This is a genomic window from Kitasatospora sp. NPDC048286 (genome assembly GCF_043201735.1).
Lineage (GTDB): Bacteria > Actinomycetota > Actinomycetes > Streptomycetales > Streptomycetaceae > Kitasatospora.
Genome location: NZ_JBICZE010000010.1, coordinates 103,004 through 122,559 on the forward strand (window position 1 = coordinate 103,004; position 19,556 = coordinate 122,559).

Below are 19,556 nucleotides of genomic sequence, written 5' to 3' on the forward strand. Positions count from 1 at the left end.
GTGGGGCGGGTGGATCAGACCTGGCCGGCCTTCTCCAGGGCCTCGCAGCAGGTGTTGATCAGGAGGCGGGTGACGACGTAGGGGTCGACGTTCGCGTTCGGGCGGCGGTCCTCGATGTAGCCCTTCTTGTCCACCTCGACCTGCCACGGGATGCGCACCGAGGCGCCGCGGTCGGAGACGCCGTAGCTGTAGACGTTCCACGGGGCGGTCTCGTGCTTGCCGGTGAGGCGGGACTGGATGTCGTCACCGTACTGGTTGACGTGCTCCAGCACCTTCTCCTGGGAGGCGCCGAGCGACTCGCAGGCGGTGATGATGGCGTCGTAGCCCTCACGCATCGCCTTGGTGGAGAAGTTGGTGTGGGCACCCGCGCCGTTCCAGTCACCGCGGGCCGGCTTGGCGTCCAGGGTGGCGTCGATGCCGAACTCCTCGGCGGTGCGGTAGAGCAGGTAGCGGGCGATCCACATGTCGTCCGAGGCAGTCAGCGCGTCGACCGGGCCGATCTGGAACTCCCACTGGCCGGGCATGACCTCGGCGTTGATGCCGCAGATGGCCAGGCCGGCGTCGATGCAGCGGTCCAGGTGCAGCTCGACGATCTCGCGGCCGAAGACCTCCTCGGCGCCGACGCCGCAGTAGTAGCCGCCCTGCGGGGCCGGGTAGCCACCCTCCGGGAAGCCGAGCGGGCGGGAGCCCTTGAAGAAGGTGTACTCCTGCTCGATGCCGAAGATCGACTCCTGCGCGGCGTACTTCTCGGCGACCTCGCGCAGCAGGGCGCGGGTGTTGGAGACGTGCGGGGTGCCGTCCGTCTCCAGGACCTCGCAGAGGACCAGGATGTGGTCGCCGCCGCGGATCGGGTCCGGCGTCACGCGCACCGGGTCCAGCACGCGGTCCGAGGCGTGGCCCTCGGCCTGGCTGGTCGAGGAACCGTCGAAGCCCCAGGTGGGGATCTTGTCGGCGTTGGGCAGGACGCGAGTCTTGGAACGGAGCTTCGCGGTCGGCTTGGTGCCGTCGATCCAGATGTACTCGGCCTTGATTGCCACGTCGTGTCCCTCGCATTGCTGGGTGGTGGGTGCCCGCGTAGCGTTGCAAGCCGCCGTTTCCCGGTTGTTCCTCTCGTGTAACGCGCATGTGAACCAACCGTCCGCATTGACACCGTCACGGTGCGGGAGTGCCGCGGGCGGCACTCCCGCCGTTCCGGGTGCCGTCGGTGACGGCACCTGCGTGGTCGGTGACGACGGATGCGGTCGTGGGCGACCGCCGTCGTCAGTGACGGCGGGCGTGCGCGGCGCGGCGGCGCCGGGTGGCCCACAGCGCGGCCGCCCCGCCCGCGACCAGGGCGGCGGCCCCCGCGGCGAGCGGGCCGGTGGCGCTGCTGCCGCCGGTGGCGGCCAGCCTCTCCGCCTTCTCCGTCTTCTCGACCGCGGCCTGCGGGACGGCGGTGCGGGAGGCGGTGGTGTCGGCGACCGGCTGGGCGGCGGGCGCGCCGGTGGACGCGCCGCCGCCGGTGGCCTGGCCGGAGGGTACGGCCGGAGTGGTCTGGCCGGACGGAGTGGCCTGGCCGGACGGAGTGGCCTGGCCGGCCGCCGGCGAGGAGGGCTTCTCGCAGCTCACCGAGGCGACGGTGACCTTCCCGGTGACCTTGGCGACGTTCAGGTTGAGCGGGTTCACCTCCACCTGCACCTCCAGCGCGGAGGCGGCGGCGGTGGTCGTCGTCACGGTCTTCTTGGAGAACTCCACCGAGACGCTGCCGATCAGCGGCACGTCCACCTTGGTCGGCCCGTAGAGGCCGACGGTGACCGGCTTGCCGAGCACGCTGAGCCTGACCGGCGCGACCACGTCGGCGGTGGGCTGCCCGTCCACTGGACAGGTCGCCTCGGCGCTCATCGCCTCCAGGCCGAGCAGCGCGGTGACGGGCAGGCCGGGGGCGTGCACGTCGGCGTTGACCAGCTTGACGGAGGCGCTGGCGCCCTTGGCGTCGACCCTGGTCACCGACTTGCCGATGTCGGCCTTGACCAGCTCGACCGGGCCTGCCTGGTCGACCCCGGCCACGGTGGCCGTCAGGACCGACCCTCCCCCAGCCTCCGGCTGGGGGGACCCCCCTCGCTGGGCCGGCGACTCCACCTTGTTCAGCGCGATGTTCACCGGGATGTCCACGGCCTTGTTCAACAGGCTGACGTCCAGGTCGAGTTCGGCGGTGACGGCGCGCGCCTTGCCGGGCGACGGGGCGGGCTCGGCCGCCCGGACGGGCCCGGCGGTGAGCAGCGTGCTCGCCACCACGGCGGTGGCCGCGGCGGCGGAAACGATTCGGCGAGAAGACATGGCGATACCCCCACACAGATGAAACGATGAGCCGCCAGTCTTCTCGAACAATCCGTCACATGAGTAACACAGAAAGTCATTTCACTCGTTGGAGTGAGATTGGCGTTCTGCGCTGACTCGACTCTGCTAGGGCCGGTCCGCTACGGCCGGTCTGCTACGGCAGCCGCCAGTCCACCGGCTGAGCCCCCTGCCGCACCAGCAGCTCGTTGGCCCGGCTGAACGGCCGCGAGCCGAAGAAGCCGCGGTCGGCCGACATCGGGCTGGGGTGGACCGACTCCACCGACGGGACGTTGCCCAGCAGCGGGCGCAGGTTGCGGGCGTCGCTCCCCCAGAGGATCGCCACCAGCGGGCCGCCGCGCGCCACCAGCGCCCGGATCGCCTGCTCGGTGACGGCCTCCCAGCCCTTGCCGCGGTGCTGGCCGCTCTTGCGCGGCTGGACGGTGAGCACCCGGTTGAGCAGCAGCACGCCCTGCCGCGTCCACGGGGTGAGGTCCCCGTTGGTGGGCTGCGGCAGCCCCAGGTCGGTGCCGTACTCCCGGTAGATGTTGATCAGGCTCGCCGGGATCGGCCGCACCTCCGGCGCCACCGAGAAGCTCAGCCCGACGGCGTGGCCGGGGGTCGGGTACGGGTCCTGCCCGACGATCAGCACCCGCACGTCGGCGAAGGGCTGCTGGAAGGCCCGCAGCACGTTCGGGCCGGAGGGCAGGTAGGTGCGGCCTGCGGCCAGTTCGGCGCGCAGGAAGTCGCCCATCTCGGCGACCCGTCCGGCGACGGGTTCCAGGGCGGTGGCCCAGCCGGGCTCGACGATCTCGTTCAGTGGACGCGGTGCCATGGTCGCCACCCTATCGGCCTACACCGACAGGGCTTTCAGCGGATGATCATGCGATCGAAGGGCCGCCTTGGAAGGCCGGCGCGACGGCCCGGACCGGGCCGCACGACGGTACGGACCGGCCCGCACGACGATACGGACGGGCCCGCGCAACGGTACGTACCAGCCCGCACGACCGTCCCGCCGGGCCCTCGCAGCAGCCTCGCGCGACTACCCGACCGGCCGTCCCCGCAGCACCACCAGCCGCGGGGCCGCGAGCACCCGGACGTCCGCCCGCGGGTCCTGCGCGTACACCACGAAGTCCGCCGGCGCGCCCTCCTCCAGCCCGGGCCGCCCCAGCCACTCGCGCGCGCCCCAGCTCGCCGCCGACAGCGCCTCGGCCGGGCTCAGCCCCGCCTTCACCAGCTCCGCCACCTCGTCCGCGACCAGCCCGTGCGCCAGCGAGCCGCCCGCGTCCGTCCCGACGAACACCGGGATGCCCGCGTCGTGCGCGGCGCCGACGGTGTCGTACCGGCGCTCGTGCAGCCGCCGCATGTGCGCCGCCCAGGCCGGGAACTTGGCCTCGCCGCCGGCCGCGAGGCCCGGGAAGGTGGCGATGTTGACCAGGGTCGGCACGATCGCCACCCCGCGCTCGGCGAAGACCGGGATCAGCTCCTCGGTCAGCCCGGTGGCGTGCTCGACGCAGTCGATCCCGGCCGCCAGCAGGTCCGGCAGCGACTCGGCGGAGAAGCAGTGCGCGGTGACCCGGGCGCCCTCCTGGTGCGCCGCCGCGATCGCCTCGGCCAGCGCGTCGCCGGGCCAGCAGGCGGCGAGGTCGCCGCGCTCGCGGTCGATCCAGTCGCCGACCAGCTTCACCCAGCCGTCCCCGCGGCGGGCCTCGGCCCGGACGTAGGCGGCCAGGTCGCCGGGCTCGATCTCGTGCGCGTAGTTGCGGATGTAGCGGCGGGTGCGGGCGATGTGCCGGCCGGCCCGGATGATCCGGGGCAGGTCCTCGCGCTCGTCGATCCACCGGGTGTCGGCGGCCGAGCCGGCGTCGCGGATCAGCAGGGTACCGGCGTCCCGGTCGGTGAGCGCCTGCTTCTCGCTGGTCTCGGCGTCCACCGCGCCGTGCGCGTCCAGCCCGACGTGGCAGTGCGCGTCCACCAGGCCGGGCAGCACCCAGCCGGTCACCGTCCGCACGTCCTCGGCGGTCGGCGGGCGGGTGAGGCTCACCCGGCCGTCCACCACCCAGAGTTCGTCCCGGACGTCCTCGGGGCCGACCAGCACCCGACCCCGCACGTGCAGCACCGCGCCATCACTCATGGCCGCACTCTACCGACGGGCGGGTTCCGTGTAAGCAGTCATGATGCGGCAGACTCGTTTCCGCACCCCACCCCCGCGAAAGGCGAAAAAGACGTGAGCCCCTTCCTCGACCTGCCCCCGCTCAGCGCCGCCGGGTTCGCGGCGATCGAGGACCAGGTGGCCGCGCTGCTGCACACCGAGGCCGACGTGATCGTCACCCAGGGCGAGGCGCTCCTCCCCCTGGAGGCCGCGATCCGCGGCGCCGCGCACCCCGGCTCGACCGCCCTCAACATCGTCACCGGCCCGTACGGGCAGACCTTCGGCAACTGGCTGCGCTCCTGCGGCGCGAAGGTCGTCGACCTGGCCGTGCCCTTCGACAGCGCGGTGAGCGCCGAGCAGGTGGCCGCGGCCCTGGAGGCCCACCCGGAGATCGACTTCGTCTCCCTGGTGCACGCCGAGGCCGCCACCGGCAACACCAACCCGGTCGCCGGGATCGGCGCCGTGGTCCGCGAGCACGGCGCGCTGCTGATGCTCGACGCGGTGGCCTCCGTCGCCGCCGAGCCGCTGCTCACCGACGAGTGGGGCGTCGACCTGTGCGTCATCGGCGGCCAGAAGGCGATGGGCGGCCCGGCCGGGGTCTCCGCCGTGTCCGTCTCCGAGCGCGCCTGGGAGCGGATCGCCGCCAACCCGGCCGCCCCGCGCCGCTCCTACCTGTCGCTGCTCGACTGGAAGGAGCGCTGGACGGACGCCGGCCGCGCCGTCCTGCCGCACGCCCCGGCCCAGCTGGAGATGCTCGCGCTCGGCGCCTGCCTGGACCGGATCGCCGCCGACGGCCTGCCCGCCGTGATCGCCCGCCACCGCGCCGCCTCCGCCGCCACCCGGGCCGGCGTCCGCGCGCTCGGCACGCTGGCCCCGTACGTCGTCGAGGACGCCCACGCGGCCCCGGTCGCCACCACCCTGCGCACCCAGGACGGCGTCGACGCGACGGCCCTCGCCGCCCGCCTCGACCCGGCCCTGCCCGTCCAGCCGGGCGGCGGCGCGCTGGCCGGCTCGATGCTGCGGGTCAACCACTACGGGCAGGCGGCCGCCCTGGACACCGTCCGGGCCTGCCTGTCGGCCCTCGCGGACGCGACGGACGCCGACCCGGCGCCCGCCCTGGCCGCCGCCGAGGCCGCCTGGAACGTGACCGTCCGGGCCTGACCCGGTACGGCCGAGGCCCCCGGAGGACGTCCTCCGGGGGCCTCGGCCGTCTGTCGCGCGCTCCGGTGCCCGTGTGCCTCGGTGCCCGCGCGCTCCGGTGCCCGCGGCCGCCTCTCGCGGACCTCAGTGCCCGTTGGTGTCCACCACCTCGACGCCCCGGATGTTCCGCTCGATCTCCTCCGCCGGCAGCGCGATCGCCAGCGCCCAGTAGTAGACGACCAGCGAGAACACCACCACCACGACGATGTCCCACCACAGCGGCAGGTTCCCCCGCGAGCCCACGCCGAAGGTGCCCTGCCAGGAGATCAGGCCCATGCCGACCAGGTAGACCGGCAGCCACTGACCGGCCCGGAAGTCCATCCGGGGCGCGTTCGGCAGCCCCTTCGAGCGCGCGTACCAGGAGTACCCGCCGAGCAGCACGTAGCCGATCACGATCGCCAGACCGAGGCGCCACAGGGTGTCCCAGCCGGACCAGTAGATGACCAGGCCGGCCACCACGAAGGCCAGCGGCGAGACCACCGCGCCGCCGGGCAGGTGGTACGAGCGCTCCATCTCGGGCAGCCGCTTGCGCAGCACCCCGAAGGCCAGCGGAGCGCCCGCGTACATCAGCACCACCGCCGAGGTGATGAACCCGACCAGCCGCTGCCAGCTCGGGAAGGGCAGGAAGCAGACCACCCCGGCCACCCAGGCGATCAGCAGGCCGAGCCAGGGCACCGCGCGCTTGTCGGTGGACTGCAGCACCTGCGGCGCGTAGCCGTTGCGGCTCAGGCCGTAGGTGACCCGGGAGCTGGAGGTGATGTAGACGAGCCCGGTGCCGGCCGGCGAGATGACCGCGTCGATGAACAGCACGGTGGCCAGCCAGCCCAGCCCGATCAGGGTCGCCAGGCCGGCGAACGGTCCGCTGATCCCGGGGTAGTCGAGCGTGCTCCAGCCGTGGGCGAAGGTCTCCGGCGGCAGCGCGCCGATGAACACCACCTGGAGCATCACGTAGACGACCGTGCCGATCACCACCGAGCCGAGCACCGCGCGCGGGATGTCCCGGCGCGGGTTGCGGCTCTCCCCCGCCCACTGGATGGCCTGCTCGAAGCCGAGCAGCGCGAAGATCACCCCGCTGCTGCTGATCGCCGTGAGCACGCCCTTGGCACCGTCCGGCGCGAAGCCGTGGACGTCGAAGTTGGAGCCGTGGAACTCGCTGATGCCGAGCGCGAAGATGGTCAGCACCGGGATGGCGACCTTCCAGACGGTGGCCGCGCTGTTGGTGTGGGCGAGCAGCCGCACGCCGAGGAAGTTGACCGCGACGAAGACCCCGAGCAGGACGGCCGCGACGACGAACCCCCAGCCGGTCAGCGTCAGGTTCTTGTTCAGCAGGCCGTCCGCCCAGCTCCAGTGCTGGGCGTAGTTGATCATCGCCTGCACCTCGATCGGTGCGATGGTGGAGGCCTGGAGCCAGGTGAACCAGCCGAAGGACATCCCGGCGAACCCGCCGAAGGCGTAGTGCGGGTAGCGCGCCGTACCGCCCGCCACCGGGAACAGCCCGCCCAGCTCGGCGTGCACCATCGCCAGCAGGACGATCGCGACCGCGCCGATGCCCCAGGACAGCAGCGCCGCGGGCCCGGCCGCCACCGCCGCCTTCTGCGCCCCGAACAGCCAGCCGGAGCCGATGATCGCCCCGACCGAGGCCCAGAGCAGTCCGATGACGCCGACCTCACGCCGCAGTGCGGTGTGCCCCGAGCCGGGCGGGTTGGAGGAGGAATGGGCCATGGCCGATCGCCTCTCGAAGCAGGAGGAATTCCTCCGACAGTCCCCACCCGCCCGCCCCGAAACGCCCCGCGCCCCGCACCCCTCACTCGAACAGCCCTCCGGAACCACTCGCCGGACCACCCGCCACCGCACCTGCCGACGCACCTGGCGACATGCTCGCCGCGCCGACCTCCGGCACAGTTCCCGCATCGTTCACCTGCCCGGCACGTGGACCTCACCGGAGGCAGGCAGGCTCCCGGACAGGGCGTGAAGTTGGCTATACAACTTCACGCGACCAGACCCCCGACACGACTGCCCCGACACGACAGCCGTAGTGCGCCGAGGAGAAGACCGATGACCGAACTGCCGCCGTACTGGCTGCGCGACAACTGCCCGTGCGCCGAGTGCCGGGACCCGCGCAACGGGCAGAAGCTGTTCCAGATCGACGACCTGCCCGAGGGCCTCGCCGTCGCCGGGAGCACCGAGGCCGACGGGCACCTGGAGGTGCTCTGGTCGGACGGGCACCGCTCCCGCTACCCGCTGGAGTGGCTGGACCGGGCCGACGAGGGCGACGGGCGCACCGAGCGGGGCAAGCGGCTCTGGACGGCGGCGGACTTCGCGCCCGGCATCCCGCGGGCGCGCTGGGAGGACTACCTGGCCGACCCGGCCGAGCAGGCCGCGGTGCTGGCCGCCGTACGGGACAGCGGCTTCGCCGTGCTGCGCGGGGTGCCGGCCGTCGAGCGGCAGGTGCTGCGGGTGGCGGAGAGCTTCGGGTACGTCCGGGTCACCAACTACGGGGAGCTGTTCGACGTCCGGGTCGAGCCGGACCCCAACAACCTGGCCTTCACCAGCGTCGCCATCGCCCCACACACCGACAACCCGTACCGGGACCCGGTGCCCACCCTCCAGCTGCTGCACTGCCTGGAGAACTCGGCGACCGGCGGCGACTCCGGACTGGTGGACGGCTTCAAGGCCGCGGCGATCCTCCGGGAGGAGGCGCCGGACGCGTTCGAGGTCCTCACCCGCACGCCCGTCCCGTTCGTCTTCCGCGACCGCCGCACCGAACTGCGCGCCGACCGCCCGCTGATCGGCGTGGACCCGCGGGGCCGGATCCGCGAGGTCAGGTTCAACAACCGCTCGATCGGCACCGTCCGGGCCGACGACCCGAAGGACCTGGACGCCTTCTACGCCGCCTACCGCCGCTTCGCCGCGATCACCCTGCGCCCCGAGCTCCAGCTGACCTTCCGCCTCGGCCCCGGCGACTGCCTGGTCTTCGACAACACCCGTCTGATGCACGCCCGGACGGCCTTCCAGCAGGACGGCCACCGCCACCTCCAGGGCTGCTACGCCGACCTCGACTCGCTGAACAGCACCCTCGCCGTGCTGCACCGCCGCGCCGCCGCGCTGGACGCGATCGCCGCGCTGTTCGCGGGCGAGGGCGCCGGGGAGTACCTGGGCGAGGAGGTCACCATGGCCGAGCACATGCTCCAGGCCGCCGCTGCCGCCGAGGCCGCCGGGGCGCCGGAGCACCTGGTCGCCGCCGCGCTGCTGCACGACATCGGACACTTCCACGGTGCCCTGCACGGGCGGGACCTGATGGAGGGTCAGGACAACCGGCACAGCGACTCCGGGGCCGACTGGCTGGCCCGCTGGTTCGGCCCGGAGGTCACCGAGCCGGTCCGGCTGCACGTGGCCGCCAAGCGCTACCTGTGCGCGGTCGAGCCCGGCTACCGGGAGCAGCTCTCCGAGGCCTCCGAGTACACGCTGAGCGTGCAGGGCGGCCCGATGGACGAGCGCCAGGCCGCCGCCTTCGCCGAACTCCCGGGCGCCCGGGACGCGGTGGCGGTGCGGCGCTGGGACGAGCAGGCGAAGGTGGCCGGCGCCCCGACGCCGGGCTTCGAGCACTACCGCCCGCTGCTCGCCGCGCTCATGCGGTGAGGACGCCCGGACGCCGAGGTCGCCACGACCTCCGCCCGCCGAGACACCCGCGCGGCACGCGCGAGGAGCTCAGTCCAGCTCCCGCGCGTGCCGCGAAAGCGCCGACGTGGCCAGGGAGTTGTGCACGCTGAACGCCACCGTCCCGGGCAGGTAGCGGTCCTGGGACCACTCCACCGGCGTGCCCGTCGGGTCGGTCGTGCGGCGCCGCTCGCGCAGCAGCGGGCCGCCCCGGCGGCAGCCGAGCAGCCGGGCGTCCTCGGCGTTGGCCGGGACGACGTCGATGGTGTGGTCGGCGTCGGTGAACAGGATGCCGTGCTCGCGCAGCACTTCGGTGTGCGAGACCACGTCCGGCGGCAGTTCGGCGACGATCTCGCCGACCCGCGGCGGGTAGACGGTGCGCTCGACCATCACGGGCGTGCCGGAGAGCGTCCGCAGCCGGACGATGACGTACACCTCGGCGCCCGGCTCCAGCCGCAGTTGCTCGCGCTCGGCGGCGTCGGCCGGGCGGCGCACCAGCGAGTCCAGGATGCCGCCGGGCTCCTCGCCCATCGAGTACGCCCAGTGCGTGAAGCTGAGCAGTTCGGAGAAGCTCTGCACCCGGGCGCCGCCGAGGACCACCCGGCGGGTGCCGCGGCGGGAGGTGACCAGTCCGTCGGAGCGCAGCACGGCGAGCGCCTGGCGGACGGTGCCGCGGGAGACGCCGTACTGCTCGGCCAGCGCGCCCTCGGCGGGCAGCCGGCCGGCCTCGCCGAACGCGCCGGTGGTGATCGCCTCGCGCAGGTCGGCGGCCACCTTCCGGTACAGCGCGCCGGGGCGCTCGGCCGGGGGCTCGCCGGCGGTCGGGCGCCCCCCGGCAGCCGAGCGCTCCCCGCCGGCCGAGTGGTCCCCGGCGGCCGGGTGCCCCTCGGTCTCGGGGCGCTGGGGCTCAGTTGCCACGTCAGTCAATGTCCCTCCTGGGGCGGTGTCCTGCGCAGCCGTACCGGCGCGGACAGCCCGACCTTATCCCGCTGCGCCTTCGAAGCATCGCACCGAACGGTTCACGCTCCGATGGCCGGATTCCACCGTTCCCGCAGCCGACCCCGGTTCTGGCCCGTCCGTTCACCTTCCCGTCACCGGGCTCCGGCGTACTTACTGCTGTCAGCGAAGTTGGCTAGTCAACTCGGACGACGTCGATCGATCGCCCACCCGGCCGGTCCGCCGCCCTTCGCGAGACGCAAGCCCGCGGAACCCCCCGCGAACGCCCCTCGCAGTACGCCCCCTTAACAGGAGACTTCCCCGTGACCGTGCACCGCGCCCGCGCCGCCGCCTTCGCGGCCGTACTGACCGCCGCCGCGCTCTCCCTCACCGCCTGCGGCTCCGCCGGTTCGAGCGCCAAGTCCGGCGACGCCGCCAAGGGCGGTGCCAAGGACGCCAAGACGGCCACCTCGGTCGCCGACTTCGGCGGCATGGACGGCCTGGTCGCCGCCGCCAAGAAGGAGGGCAAGCTCCACGTCATCACGCTGCCCCGGGACTGGGCCAACTACGGCAAGATCATCGACAGCTTCAAGGCCAAGTACGGCCTCGAGGTCGAGGAGGAGAACCCGGACGGCTCCAGCCAGGACGAGATCAACGCGATCAACTCCCGCAAGGGCCAGGACCGCGCCCCCGACGTGGTCGACCTGGGCAGCGCCTTCGCCCTCCAGGCGGTCAAGGACGGCATCCTCGCCCCCTACAAGGTGTCCACCTTCGACAAGGTGCCGGACACCATGAAGGACGCGAACGGCGCCGCCGTCAACGACTACGGCGGCTACGTCTCCATCGGCTGCGACGCCAAGAAGATCGCCGTCTGCCCGACGACCTTCGCCGACCTGCTCAAGCCGGAGTACAAGGGCCAGGTCGCCCTCAACGGCAACCCGACCAAGTCCGGCTCCGCCTTCGGCGGCGTCTACGCGGCCGCGCTCGCCAACGGCGGCTCGCTGGACAACATCCAGCCCGGCATCGACTTCTTCGGCAAGCTGAAGCAGTCCGGCAACTTCAACCCGGTCGAGTCGACCCCGGCCACCATCGAGAAGGGCGAGACCCCGATCTCGATCGACTGGTCCTACCTGAACGCCGGCTACACCGACGAGTTCAAGGACAAGGGCGTCGACTGGAAGGTCTCCATCCCGGTCGACGGCTCCTACGCCCAGTTCTACAACCAGGCCGTCAACAAGTGGGCCCCGCACCCGGCGGCCGCCCGCCTGTGGCAGGAGTACCTGTTCAGCGCCGAGGGCCAGAACCTCTTCCTCGGCGGCTACGCCACCCCGTCGACCTTCGAGGCCCTGAAGAAGGACGGCACCCTGGACGCCGCCGCGGCCGCCAAGCTGCCGACGGTCGAGAAGCCGTTCACCACCTTCCCGACCGTCGACCAGATCAACGCGGCCAAGAAGATCGTCACCGAGAACTGGACCAAGGCCATCGCGGGCTGACACCCCGGCCACGTACCGTAATTCGGGCTGAGAAAAGGCACTCATGACCACGGCTCCCACCCCGGTGCCGACCACCCCCGCCGCCACCTCCCCCGGTGGCGGCGCGGGGGCGTCCGCCACCGCCACGACGTCCTCCCCCACCATCACCGCCCCCGCCCCGCGGCGCCGGCCGCTCGCCCGCCTCGGCGGAGCGTCCTGGCTGGCCGCCGTGCCGCTGCTGCTGTTCTTCCTGATCGGCTTCGGACTTCCCACCGTCGCCATCGTGATCGGCGCGTTCACCACCTCCAGCGACGCGGAGACCGGTGCGGGGCAGTTCACCTTCGACAACCTGACGGCCTCCGTCCAGGGCGGCTACCAGACGGCCATGCTGAGCAGCCTCAAGCTCTCCGCGCTGACCGCGCTGCTCGCCACCGCGCTCGGACTGCCGCTCGCCCAGGCCGTCGTCACCTCCCGGCGCGGCTGGCTGCGCCAGGCGGTGCTCACCGCCTCCGGTGTGCTCGCCAACTTCGGCGGCCTGCCGCTCGCCTTCGCCTTCGTCGCCACCCTCGGCAACGCCGGCGAGATCACCAAGCTGCTGCACCTCACCGACCACGGCTGGTCGCTGTACTCCTTCACCGGCCTGACGGTCGTGTACCTGTACTTCCTGATCCCGCTGATGGTGCTCACCATCACCCCGGCCCTGGACGGCCTGCGGACCCAGTGGCGCGAGGCCGCCCAGAACAACCGCGCCACCGGCCTGCAGTACTGGATCCACGTCGCCCTGCCGATCCTGGCCCCCTCCCTGCTCGGCGGCTTCGTGCTGCTCTTCGGCAGCGCCTTCGCCGCCTACGCGACGGCCGCCGCCATGGTCGGCGCGACCGTCCCGCTGGTCAGCCGCTCGATCGCGGACGCGCTCTCCGGCAACGTGCTGGTCGGCCAGGGCAACCTCGCCCTCGCCCTCAGCCTCAACATGATCGTCGTGGCCGTCCTGGTGATGGCCGTGTACCTCCCCCTCCAGCGCCGGAGCGCCCGATGGCTCAGCTGACCACCCCCGCCCGCCCCGGCCGACGCACCGTGCGCTGGTGGCGCGGCGCCGTGCTGGCGCTCGCCGGCGTCTACTTCGTCGTCCCGCTCGCGGCGTCCTTCTGGTTCTCCATCGACGACCCCAAGGGCATCTCCTTCGAGGCCTACACCGGGCTGCTCTCCGCCCCCGGCTTCCTGGACAGCCTCTGGCTGACCCTCGGCCTGGCCGTGGTCACCGTCGTGGTGCTGCTGCTCCTGCTCGTCCCGGCGCTGATCTCCGTGCGGCTCGGCTCGCCGAAGCTGCGCCCGGTCATCGACGTGCTCTGCACCCTGCCGCTGGTCGTCCCGCCGGTCGCGCTGACCGCCGGCCTGATCGGCGTGCTCCGCTGGGGCCCGGACTACCTGATGGACACCCCGTTCTTCCAGACCTTCGTGTTCATCCAGGACCCGGACTTCCCGCTGGTGCTGGTCATCGCGTACGTGCTGATGGCCCTGCCGCTCGCCTACCGCGCCCTGGACGCCGGCCTGCGCTCGATGGACGTGCGCACGCTGGTCGAGGCCGCCCGCAACTGCGGCGCGAGCTGGCCGCGCGCGGTGTTCACGGTCGTCCTGCCCAACCTGCGCGGCGCCCTGCTGAACGCCTCCTTCCTCACCCTGGCCCTGGTCCTCGGCGAGTTCACCACCGCGTCGATCCTCGGCTTCCAGCCCTTCCCTGTCTGGATCTACTCGGTCGGCAACAGCCAGGCCCACATGTCGGTCGCGGTCTCCATCCTGAGCCTGCTGCTCACCTGGCTGCTGCTGCTCCTGCTGGCCACCGCCGGGCGCGAGCGCCACGCCAAGACCGCCACCTCCTGAAACCCCCCCCGGAGTCACCAGTCATGACCACGGCCACCGCCATCGCCAACGGCGTCTCGCTCTCCCCCGGCAGCGCCACCGTCGAATTCCGCTCCCTGCGCCGCGCGTTCGGCACCACCACCGCCCTCGACGGCCTGGACCTGACCGTCCACCCGGGCGAGCTGCTCGCCCTGCTCGGCCCGTCCGGCTGCGGCAAGACCACCGCGCTGCGCATCCTCGCCGGCTTCGAGCAGCACGACTCCGGCGAGGTGCTGGTCGACGGCCGGGACATCACCGCGATCCCCGCGCACAAGCGCGACGCGGGCATGGTGTTCCAGTCCTACAGCCTCTTCCCGCACCTGACCGCGCTGGACAACGTCGCCTTCGGGCTGCGGATGCGCGGCACCGGCAAGGCCGAGCGCCGCAAGCGGGCCCAGGAACTGCTGGAGCTGGTCGGCCTGCCGCACCGCGCCGACCACTACCCGCACCAGATGTCCGGCGGCCAGCAGCAGCGCATCGCGCTCGCCCGCGCGCTCGCCCTCCAGCCGCGCGTCCTGCTGCTGGACGAGCCGCTGTCCGCGCTGGACGCCAAGGTCCGCCTCCAGCTGCGCGAGGAGATCCGCCGCCTCCAGCAGGAGCTGGGCATCACCACCCTGTTCGTCACCCACGACCAGGAGGAGGCCCTGTCGATGGCCGACCGGGTCGCGGTGCTGCGCGCCGGGAAGCTGGAGCAGTGCGCCACCCCGTCCGAGCTGTACGGCCGGCCGGCCACCGCCTTCGTCGCCGAGTTCGTCGGCACCATGAGCCGCATCCCGTGCACCCGCACCTCGGACGGCGTCGAGGTGCTCGGCCGCCGCCACGCGGTGGACGGCGAGATCCCGGCCGACGGGGAGCTCCAGGTGCTGGTCCGCCCGGAGAACGTCACCCTGACCCCGGCCGAGGACGGCCCCGCGCTGGTGGTCACCGCCTCCTTCCTGGGCGCCGTCACCCGGCTCACCGTCCGCCTGGACGACGGCACCGAGGTCAAGGCCGACCTGCCCACCGAGGCCGCCGCCGCGCTGCCGGCCGGTGCGCGGGCCGCGCTCACCCTGCCGGAGCGCCCGGTCCTGGTGGACCGCCGCGCGGCCTGAGAGCCTCGTACCTCCCCGCTCCGCCCGACGGAGCACCGCCGAACCACCGAAGAGCCACCCGAAGGTACCGCCATGCCTGACTCCGCCATGCCCGGATCCCCCGCCCTGGCCGATTCCCCCGCCCTGCCCGCCGCCGTCCTGTTCGACATGGACGGCACCCTGGTCGACACCGAGCAACTGTGGTGGCAGGCCGCCGCCGAGCTCGCCGACGAGCTGCACCGCCCGCTCACCGACCAGGACGCCCCCGAGGTGCTCGGCCAGGCCGTCGAGCACACCGCCGCCCACCTGCACAGGGTCAGCGGCACCGCCCTCGGCGTGGCCGAACTCGCCGCCCGGCTGGACGAGTCCTTCGCCGCCAAGGTCGCCGCCGAGACGGTGCCGCGCCCCGGCGCGCTCGCCCTGCTGGCCGCGCTGCGCGACGCCCGGGTGCCCACCGCGCTGGTCTCCGCCTCCCCCCGCGGGGTGGTGGACCTGGTGCTGTCCGCCATCGGCCGGGACTGGTTCGCCGTCACCCTGGCCGCCGGGGAGACGGCGCGCACCAAGCCCGCGCCCGACCCGTACCTCGCCGCCGCCGAGCGGCTGGGCCTGGACCCGGCCGACTGCCTCGCCGTCGAGGACACCCCGACCGGGGTCGCCTCCGCCACCGCGGCCGGCTGCGCGGTGCTCGCCGTGCCGTCCACCGCGGTGCCGATGCCGCAGGGCGAGCGGATCACCCTGCTCGCCAGCCTGGAGCAGGCCGACCTCGCCCTGCTCGGGAAGCTCGCCGGAGCCGGCGCGGTTCGACCCTGACATGCCCTATCTCCTGCTCGCCCTCGCCATCGCCAGCGAGGTCTGCGCCACCAGCTGCCTCAAGCTCACCGAGGGGTTCACCCGGCTCTGGCCGAGCCTCGGCGTCGGCATCGGCTACGCACTCTCCTTCCTGCTGCTCGGCCGCGCGCTCAAGCACATACCGGTCTCGGTCGCCTACGCGGTCTGGTCCGGGGCCGGCACCGCGGCGGTCGCCGGGATAGGCGTGGTCGCCTTCGGCGAGTCGCTCGGGCGGCTCCAGTGGCTGGGCATCGCGCTGGTGATCGTCGGGGTGGTGGTGCTCAACCTCAAGGGCGGCCACTCCTGACCGTCCCCGAGCACCACTGACGGTTCCTGACGGACCGTCAATTCCACCCAAGCCTTTCAACTCGCCTGTCGGGGCGGGAAGTCGGACGCGCCGACCTCCCGCCCCGAGGGCTTCGCTACGGTGTCCCCATGACGGACCCCCGGCCCCACCACTACCGCTTCGTCCACCGCGAGCTCGCCCGCCAGGTGCTGGAGTTCGGCCCGCGCGTGGCCACCCCGACCCCGGACGGCGGCAGCCTGCTGCCCGTCGTCACCCAGATCTGGGACGACCTCGGCGCGTCCCTGTCGCCCGAGGACCGCCTGCCCGGCCACGGCCTCGACTGCCGCCACCTGTCGGTCGACGGCCACCACATGCTGCTGGTCACCCTGCCCACCCCGGTCGGCGCCACCGAGGCCCACTTCGTCGCCGCCGTCCAGCCCAAGGGCGCCAGGGCCGTACGCTACGTGACCCTCGAGCACGCGCTCAGCCCCCTCGACGGCAGCCCCGGCACCGTCCTCGGCGAGTGGACCGCCGAGAGCCACCTCAACCACGGCTCCGGGCCCTCCCCCGTCGCCGAGTTGTTCGTGGCGGCCGTGGTGCAGCTCGTCGGCCAGAAGAAGCGCGGCTTCTGGCGCCGCTGAGCCCCCGTCGCGGATGTCCGCCCCAGGGCCGGGCCGCCGGCGTCAAGAAGGCGTCGACGGCCCGTAAAAGTCCCGTGATGACGGCCCCCGGTGCCGGTTCCCGCGATCACCGGCGCGTCCCCGAGGACTATGCTCGCCCGGTTCGACAAGCGACGCATCGGGGGGCGACAGTGTCCGACTTCAAGGTCAGTACCGAATTCCTCGCCAAGTTGGCCCAGGACCTCAGAGGCTGCGGCGACGAACTGGAGCAGGGGCTCAAGGCGTTCGAGGCGGCCGGCCACACCGGCACCGGCTACGACTTCCTGGACGACGCCTGCGGCCACTTCAAGGACAAGTGGCAGTTCGGTCTGAAGAAGGTCCGCGAGTGCGTCAAGGTCCTGGACGAGGGCCTCGCGCAGGTGCAGAAGAACTACGACGGCACCGAGCAGAGCATCGTCAAGGTCCTCGCCCCGGCGGGGCAGTCGTGAGCGCCCCCGCGCCGGTGGCGCCCGACTGGTCCGGTCTCGGCTTCGACCCCACCCCCGGCGACTCCGGCGCCGTCACCGCGCTCAGCAACGGCCTGCGCCGGGTGGGCCAGCACCTGAGCGGCGTGCACACCACGCTCGCCCAGCTCTCCGCCGACCAGGGCGAGTGGACGGGCGAGGCCGCCAAGCAGTTCGCCCAGCAGTTCGGCAAGCTGCCCGGCTACCTCCAGGACGCCTCCGAGTCGATCACCGCCGCCTACACGGCGCTCGACGTCTGGTACAAGGCGCTGACCGAACACCAGCCCAGGGCGGCCGAGTTGGCCGCCTCCGCGGTCGCCGCCAAGAAGAAGAAGGACGAGGCGGACCGCACCCACAGCGCCGCGGCCACCGCCCCCGACCTCCAGCTGGCCGGGCGGTACTTCCCCGACGACGCGAGCCTCGCCGCCGCCGAGCAGCGCTACAACACGGCGAAGGGCCACCTGGACTCGGCCGCCGAGCTGCTCACCAGCGCCACCAACGAGCTGGCCGGCCTGCAGAAGCAGGCCCACGAGCTGGCCGGCACCCACGAGGCGGACGCCAGGAAGACCGCCGAGGCCGTCCGCAAGGCCGCCGACAGCAAGGCCCCGCCGGAGCCGGGCTGGCTCAGCAAGGTCGGCGACTGGTTCGGCAAGCACGGCGGGGACCTGTTGACGGTCGCCTCGGGCATCTGCGGCGTCACGGCCATCTTCTGCCCCGCGTTCGCGCTGCCCGCCATCCTGCTGAGCGCCGCCGCGGCGGGCTGGCACGCGCAGCAGTACGGCATCAAGGGACTGCTGCCGACCAGCATGGCGAACCTCGGCAACGACCTCACCCTGGCCGGCGACCTTCTCGGGGCGCTCCCCGGAGGTGCCCTCGTCAAGGGCGGGGTCACCGCGTTCCGGGGTGCCCGCGCCGCCGAGGGCGGGGTCAAGGCCGTGAGCGCCACGGCCAAGGAGGTCCGCACCGCCGCCCGGGCGATCGACCCGGCCAACCCGGTCTTCACCAACCTGGTCGAGAAGCCCGCCGTCAAGCTCGGGCTCTCCAAGGCCGCCGCGATGAACGTCTCCGACGGCGTGCAGGCGACCGGCGGGCTCGCGCTGACGGCCCCCACCGCGATAGGCCTCACCACGGACGACCCGAGCCCGGGACTGGGCGCCGCGATCAACTACACCACGGGCGGCGGCACCGCGCTCAACGGTGCCGGAGGCGTCATCGGCGGCAGCGGCAAGGGCCGCATCCTGCCCGCGCTGCTCGGCGGCGGCAGCGCGATCGTCACCGGAGTCTGGGGAGTGGGACATGACTGACACGACCGCCCCGTCCCTCTGGCTGTCCCTGCCCGAGGGCTTCACCGACATCGACCTCGCCGAGGACCCGGGCGACCGGATGTGCCGGATCGTGGACGGACTCGACGCGCTCACCGACGCCGGTCCGGAGCAGAAGCTCGGCATCGCCGTCTCCGCCGAGCTCGCCCTCCAGGCGCAGCTGCGCGAGGGCGCGGTCCACATCTCCAACTGCCTGGTGCAGACCGAGGAGGGCGCGATCGTCCAGGGCGTGTTCAGCCTGTTCCTGCGCGAGCAGGAGCAGGGCGCCCCGGGCGGCTACCCCCAGCGCGCCGCCCGGGAGCTCGCGGCCGCCTGGCCGGACGCCGACGTCGCCGTCCTCGACTTCCCGCTCGGCCGGGCCGCCGTGACCGTCCGCGACCTGTCCGTCCCCGTGCCCGGGACGGCCTACGGCCTGCCGGAATCGGGCGTCGCCCGGGTCCGCCAGCTGGAGGCCCTGTTCGCGCACCCGTGGAGCCCCCACGTGCTCGCCGTCGTCTTCACCACCCAGCACCCGGACTACTGGGACGGCTGGTCGGTCCTGGTGGGCGCCGCCATCGGCGGGATCTCCTTCCACCCACCACGCGACGACACCCGCGACGCCCTGCCGCCCGAGCGGCAGGACAACATCCGGAAGGCCTTCGGATGACACTCGACCAGTCGGCCGAGGAGGGGCGCAGCGGGCTCCGCCGGTTCGGCGGGGCCCTGGGCCTCGTCGCCGTCACCACCGCCGTGCTCCTCGGCGTCATGGCGTTGAACGTCTACGTCAACGCGTACCTCGCCGCTGTGGTGGGGCTCGTCTACCCGCTGGTCGTGCTGTACGCGTTCGCCGTGCGCCGCGACGCCGACAGCAACCCCCGGTTCCGGAAGAACATGGTCGCCTGGGGACTGGGCATCTCCGCCGTCGGCTTCGTCGCGTACCTGGCGGGCGCCGAGGCCTGGGCGAACCTGATCCTCGGCTCGGGGCGGACGGTGCAGGCCGTGGTGACCGACTCGGAGGTGACCAACGTGCTGCACGACTCCGGTCGGGCGTACAGCCTGGTCGCGTCGGGGTCGGCCGACGCGGTGCCGGGCGGCCCCCTCAAGGAGGACTCCCACCGGTTCAAGCGCGGTGACGTGGTCACCGTCCGGATGGACCCGGCCGGGCGGGTCGCCCCCAAGCTCCCCGGCGAGGCCGACTCCCCCGGCTACCTGCTGCTGTTCCTCGGCTGCAACGTCCTGATCGACGGCACCGTGCTCTGGTCCGTGCGCAGGCCCGGGGCGTCGTTGGCCTGAGCCGACCGCTCACCACCCCTGCCGCCCGT

At 73.1% G+C, this 19,556-nt stretch carries 19 protein-coding genes; 13 read left to right on the plus strand and 6 right to left on the minus strand.

Annotated features, from left to right (window positions below; genetic code table 11):
* Positions 1-14: 14 nt before the first annotated feature.
* From glnII to ACGF13_RS24225, 4 genes are all read right to left on the minus strand, one after another.
* Positions 15-1,037: a glutamine synthetase gene (gene glnII / locus ACGF13_RS24210; protein WP_392878388.1), complete on the minus strand. Its 1,023-nt coding sequence runs from the start codon at positions 1,035-1,037 to the stop codon at positions 15-17.
* A gap of 223 nt (positions 1,038-1,260) precedes the next feature.
* Positions 1,261-2,316, minus strand: coding sequence for an SCO1860 family LAETG-anchored protein (locus ACGF13_RS24215; protein WP_392878390.1), 1,056 nt, complete (start codon positions 2,314-2,316; stop codon positions 1,261-1,263).
* 154 nt (positions 2,317-2,470) lie between these two features.
* Positions 2,471-3,148, minus strand: coding sequence for a uracil-DNA glycosylase (locus ACGF13_RS24220; protein WP_392878392.1), 678 nt, complete (start codon positions 3,146-3,148; stop codon positions 2,471-2,473).
* A gap of 207 nt (positions 3,149-3,355) precedes the next feature.
* The gene (locus ACGF13_RS24225) at positions 3,356-4,447 is read right to left on the minus strand and encodes an amidohydrolase family protein (protein WP_392878394.1); all 1,092 of its coding nucleotides are present in this window, start codon (positions 4,445-4,447) and stop codon (positions 3,356-3,358) included.
* 93 nt (positions 4,448-4,540) lie between these two features.
* Between ACGF13_RS24225 and ACGF13_RS24230 the strand changes: the two genes are divergently transcribed.
* Positions 4,541-5,626 carry a pyridoxal-phosphate-dependent aminotransferase family protein gene (locus ACGF13_RS24230; RefSeq protein WP_392878396.1) on the plus strand — a complete coding sequence of 362 codons (1,086 nt, stop codon included), beginning with the start codon at positions 4,541-4,543 and terminating at the stop codon, positions 5,624-5,626.
* Positions 5,627-5,749: 123 nt separating this feature from the next.
* On the opposite strand, the gene ACGF13_RS24235 is transcribed toward ACGF13_RS24230, so the two are convergent.
* Positions 5,750-7,387, minus strand: a complete 1,638-nt coding sequence (locus tag ACGF13_RS24235; protein ID WP_392878398.1) for an APC family permease — start codon at positions 7,385-7,387, stop codon at positions 5,750-5,752.
* Between the two features lie 333 nt (positions 7,388-7,720).
* Between ACGF13_RS24235 and ACGF13_RS24240 the strand changes: the two genes are divergently transcribed.
* Complete coding sequence (locus ACGF13_RS24240; protein WP_392878400.1) at positions 7,721-9,304, plus strand: phosphonate degradation HD-domain oxygenase; 1,584 nt, start codon at positions 7,721-7,723, stop codon at positions 9,302-9,304.
* Between the two features lie 69 nt (positions 9,305-9,373).
* Here the strand turns inward: ACGF13_RS24240 and ACGF13_RS24245 are convergent, their stop codons facing one another.
* Positions 9,374-10,240: a GntR family transcriptional regulator gene (locus tag ACGF13_RS24245; RefSeq protein WP_392878402.1), complete on the minus strand. Its 867-nt coding sequence runs from the start codon at positions 10,238-10,240 to the stop codon at positions 9,374-9,376.
* Positions 10,241-10,581: 341 nt separating this feature from the next.
* Here ACGF13_RS24245 and ACGF13_RS24250 point away from each other — a divergent pair, with 341 nt between their 5' ends.
* From ACGF13_RS24250 to ACGF13_RS24300, 11 genes are all read left to right on the plus strand, one after another.
* Positions 10,582-11,751, plus strand: coding sequence for an ABC transporter substrate-binding protein (locus ACGF13_RS24250; protein WP_392878404.1), 1,170 nt, complete (start codon positions 10,582-10,584; stop codon positions 11,749-11,751).
* A gap of 43 nt (positions 11,752-11,794) precedes the next feature.
* Positions 11,795-12,775, plus strand: coding sequence for an ABC transporter permease (locus ACGF13_RS24255; protein ID WP_392878406.1), 981 nt, complete (start codon positions 11,795-11,797; stop codon positions 12,773-12,775).
* A complete protein-coding gene (locus ACGF13_RS24260) occupies positions 12,763-13,608 on the plus strand; it encodes an ABC transporter permease (RefSeq protein ID WP_392878408.1) in 846 nt (281 codons plus the stop codon). Before ACGF13_RS24255 ends, ACGF13_RS24260 begins: the two co-directional genes overlap by 13 nt.
* 23 nt (positions 13,609-13,631) lie before the next feature.
* On the plus strand, positions 13,632-14,717 hold the full coding sequence (locus ACGF13_RS24265) for an ABC transporter ATP-binding protein (RefSeq protein ID WP_392878410.1): 1,086 nt from the start codon (positions 13,632-13,634) through the stop codon (positions 14,715-14,717).
* Positions 14,718-14,789: 72 nt separating this feature from the next.
* On the plus strand, positions 14,790-15,506 hold the full coding sequence (locus ACGF13_RS24270; protein ID WP_392878412.1) for an HAD family hydrolase: 717 nt from the start codon (positions 14,790-14,792) through the stop codon (positions 15,504-15,506).
* Between the two features lies 1 nt (position 15,507).
* Positions 15,508-15,831 carry a DMT family transporter gene (locus tag ACGF13_RS24275; RefSeq protein WP_392878414.1) on the plus strand — a complete coding sequence of 108 codons (324 nt, stop codon included), beginning with the start codon at positions 15,508-15,510 and terminating at the stop codon, positions 15,829-15,831.
* Positions 15,832-15,959: 128 nt separating this feature from the next.
* Positions 15,960-16,451: a hypothetical protein gene (locus ACGF13_RS24280; RefSeq protein WP_392878416.1), complete on the plus strand. Its 492-nt coding sequence runs from the start codon at positions 15,960-15,962 to the stop codon at positions 16,449-16,451.
* Positions 16,452-16,621: 170 nt separating this feature from the next.
* Positions 16,622-16,918: a hypothetical protein gene (locus ACGF13_RS24285; RefSeq protein ID WP_392878418.1), complete on the plus strand. Its 297-nt coding sequence runs from the start codon at positions 16,622-16,624 to the stop codon at positions 16,916-16,918.
* Positions 16,915-18,237 (plus strand): putative T7SS-secreted protein, encoded by a 1,323-nt coding sequence (locus tag ACGF13_RS24290; protein ID WP_392878420.1) that lies wholly within the window; start codon positions 16,915-16,917, stop codon positions 18,235-18,237. The genes ACGF13_RS24285 and ACGF13_RS24290 overlap by 4 nt, the downstream gene beginning before the upstream one ends.
* Positions 18,230-18,901, plus strand: coding sequence for a hypothetical protein (locus ACGF13_RS24295; protein ID WP_392878422.1), 672 nt, complete (start codon positions 18,230-18,232; stop codon positions 18,899-18,901). The genes ACGF13_RS24290 and ACGF13_RS24295 overlap by 8 nt, the downstream gene beginning before the upstream one ends.
* Entirely contained in the window at positions 18,898-19,527 is a 630-nt protein-coding gene (locus ACGF13_RS24300) for a hypothetical protein (RefSeq protein ID WP_392878424.1), read from the plus strand. Before ACGF13_RS24295 ends, ACGF13_RS24300 begins: the two co-directional genes overlap by 4 nt.
* Positions 19,528-19,556 lie beyond the last annotated feature (29 nt).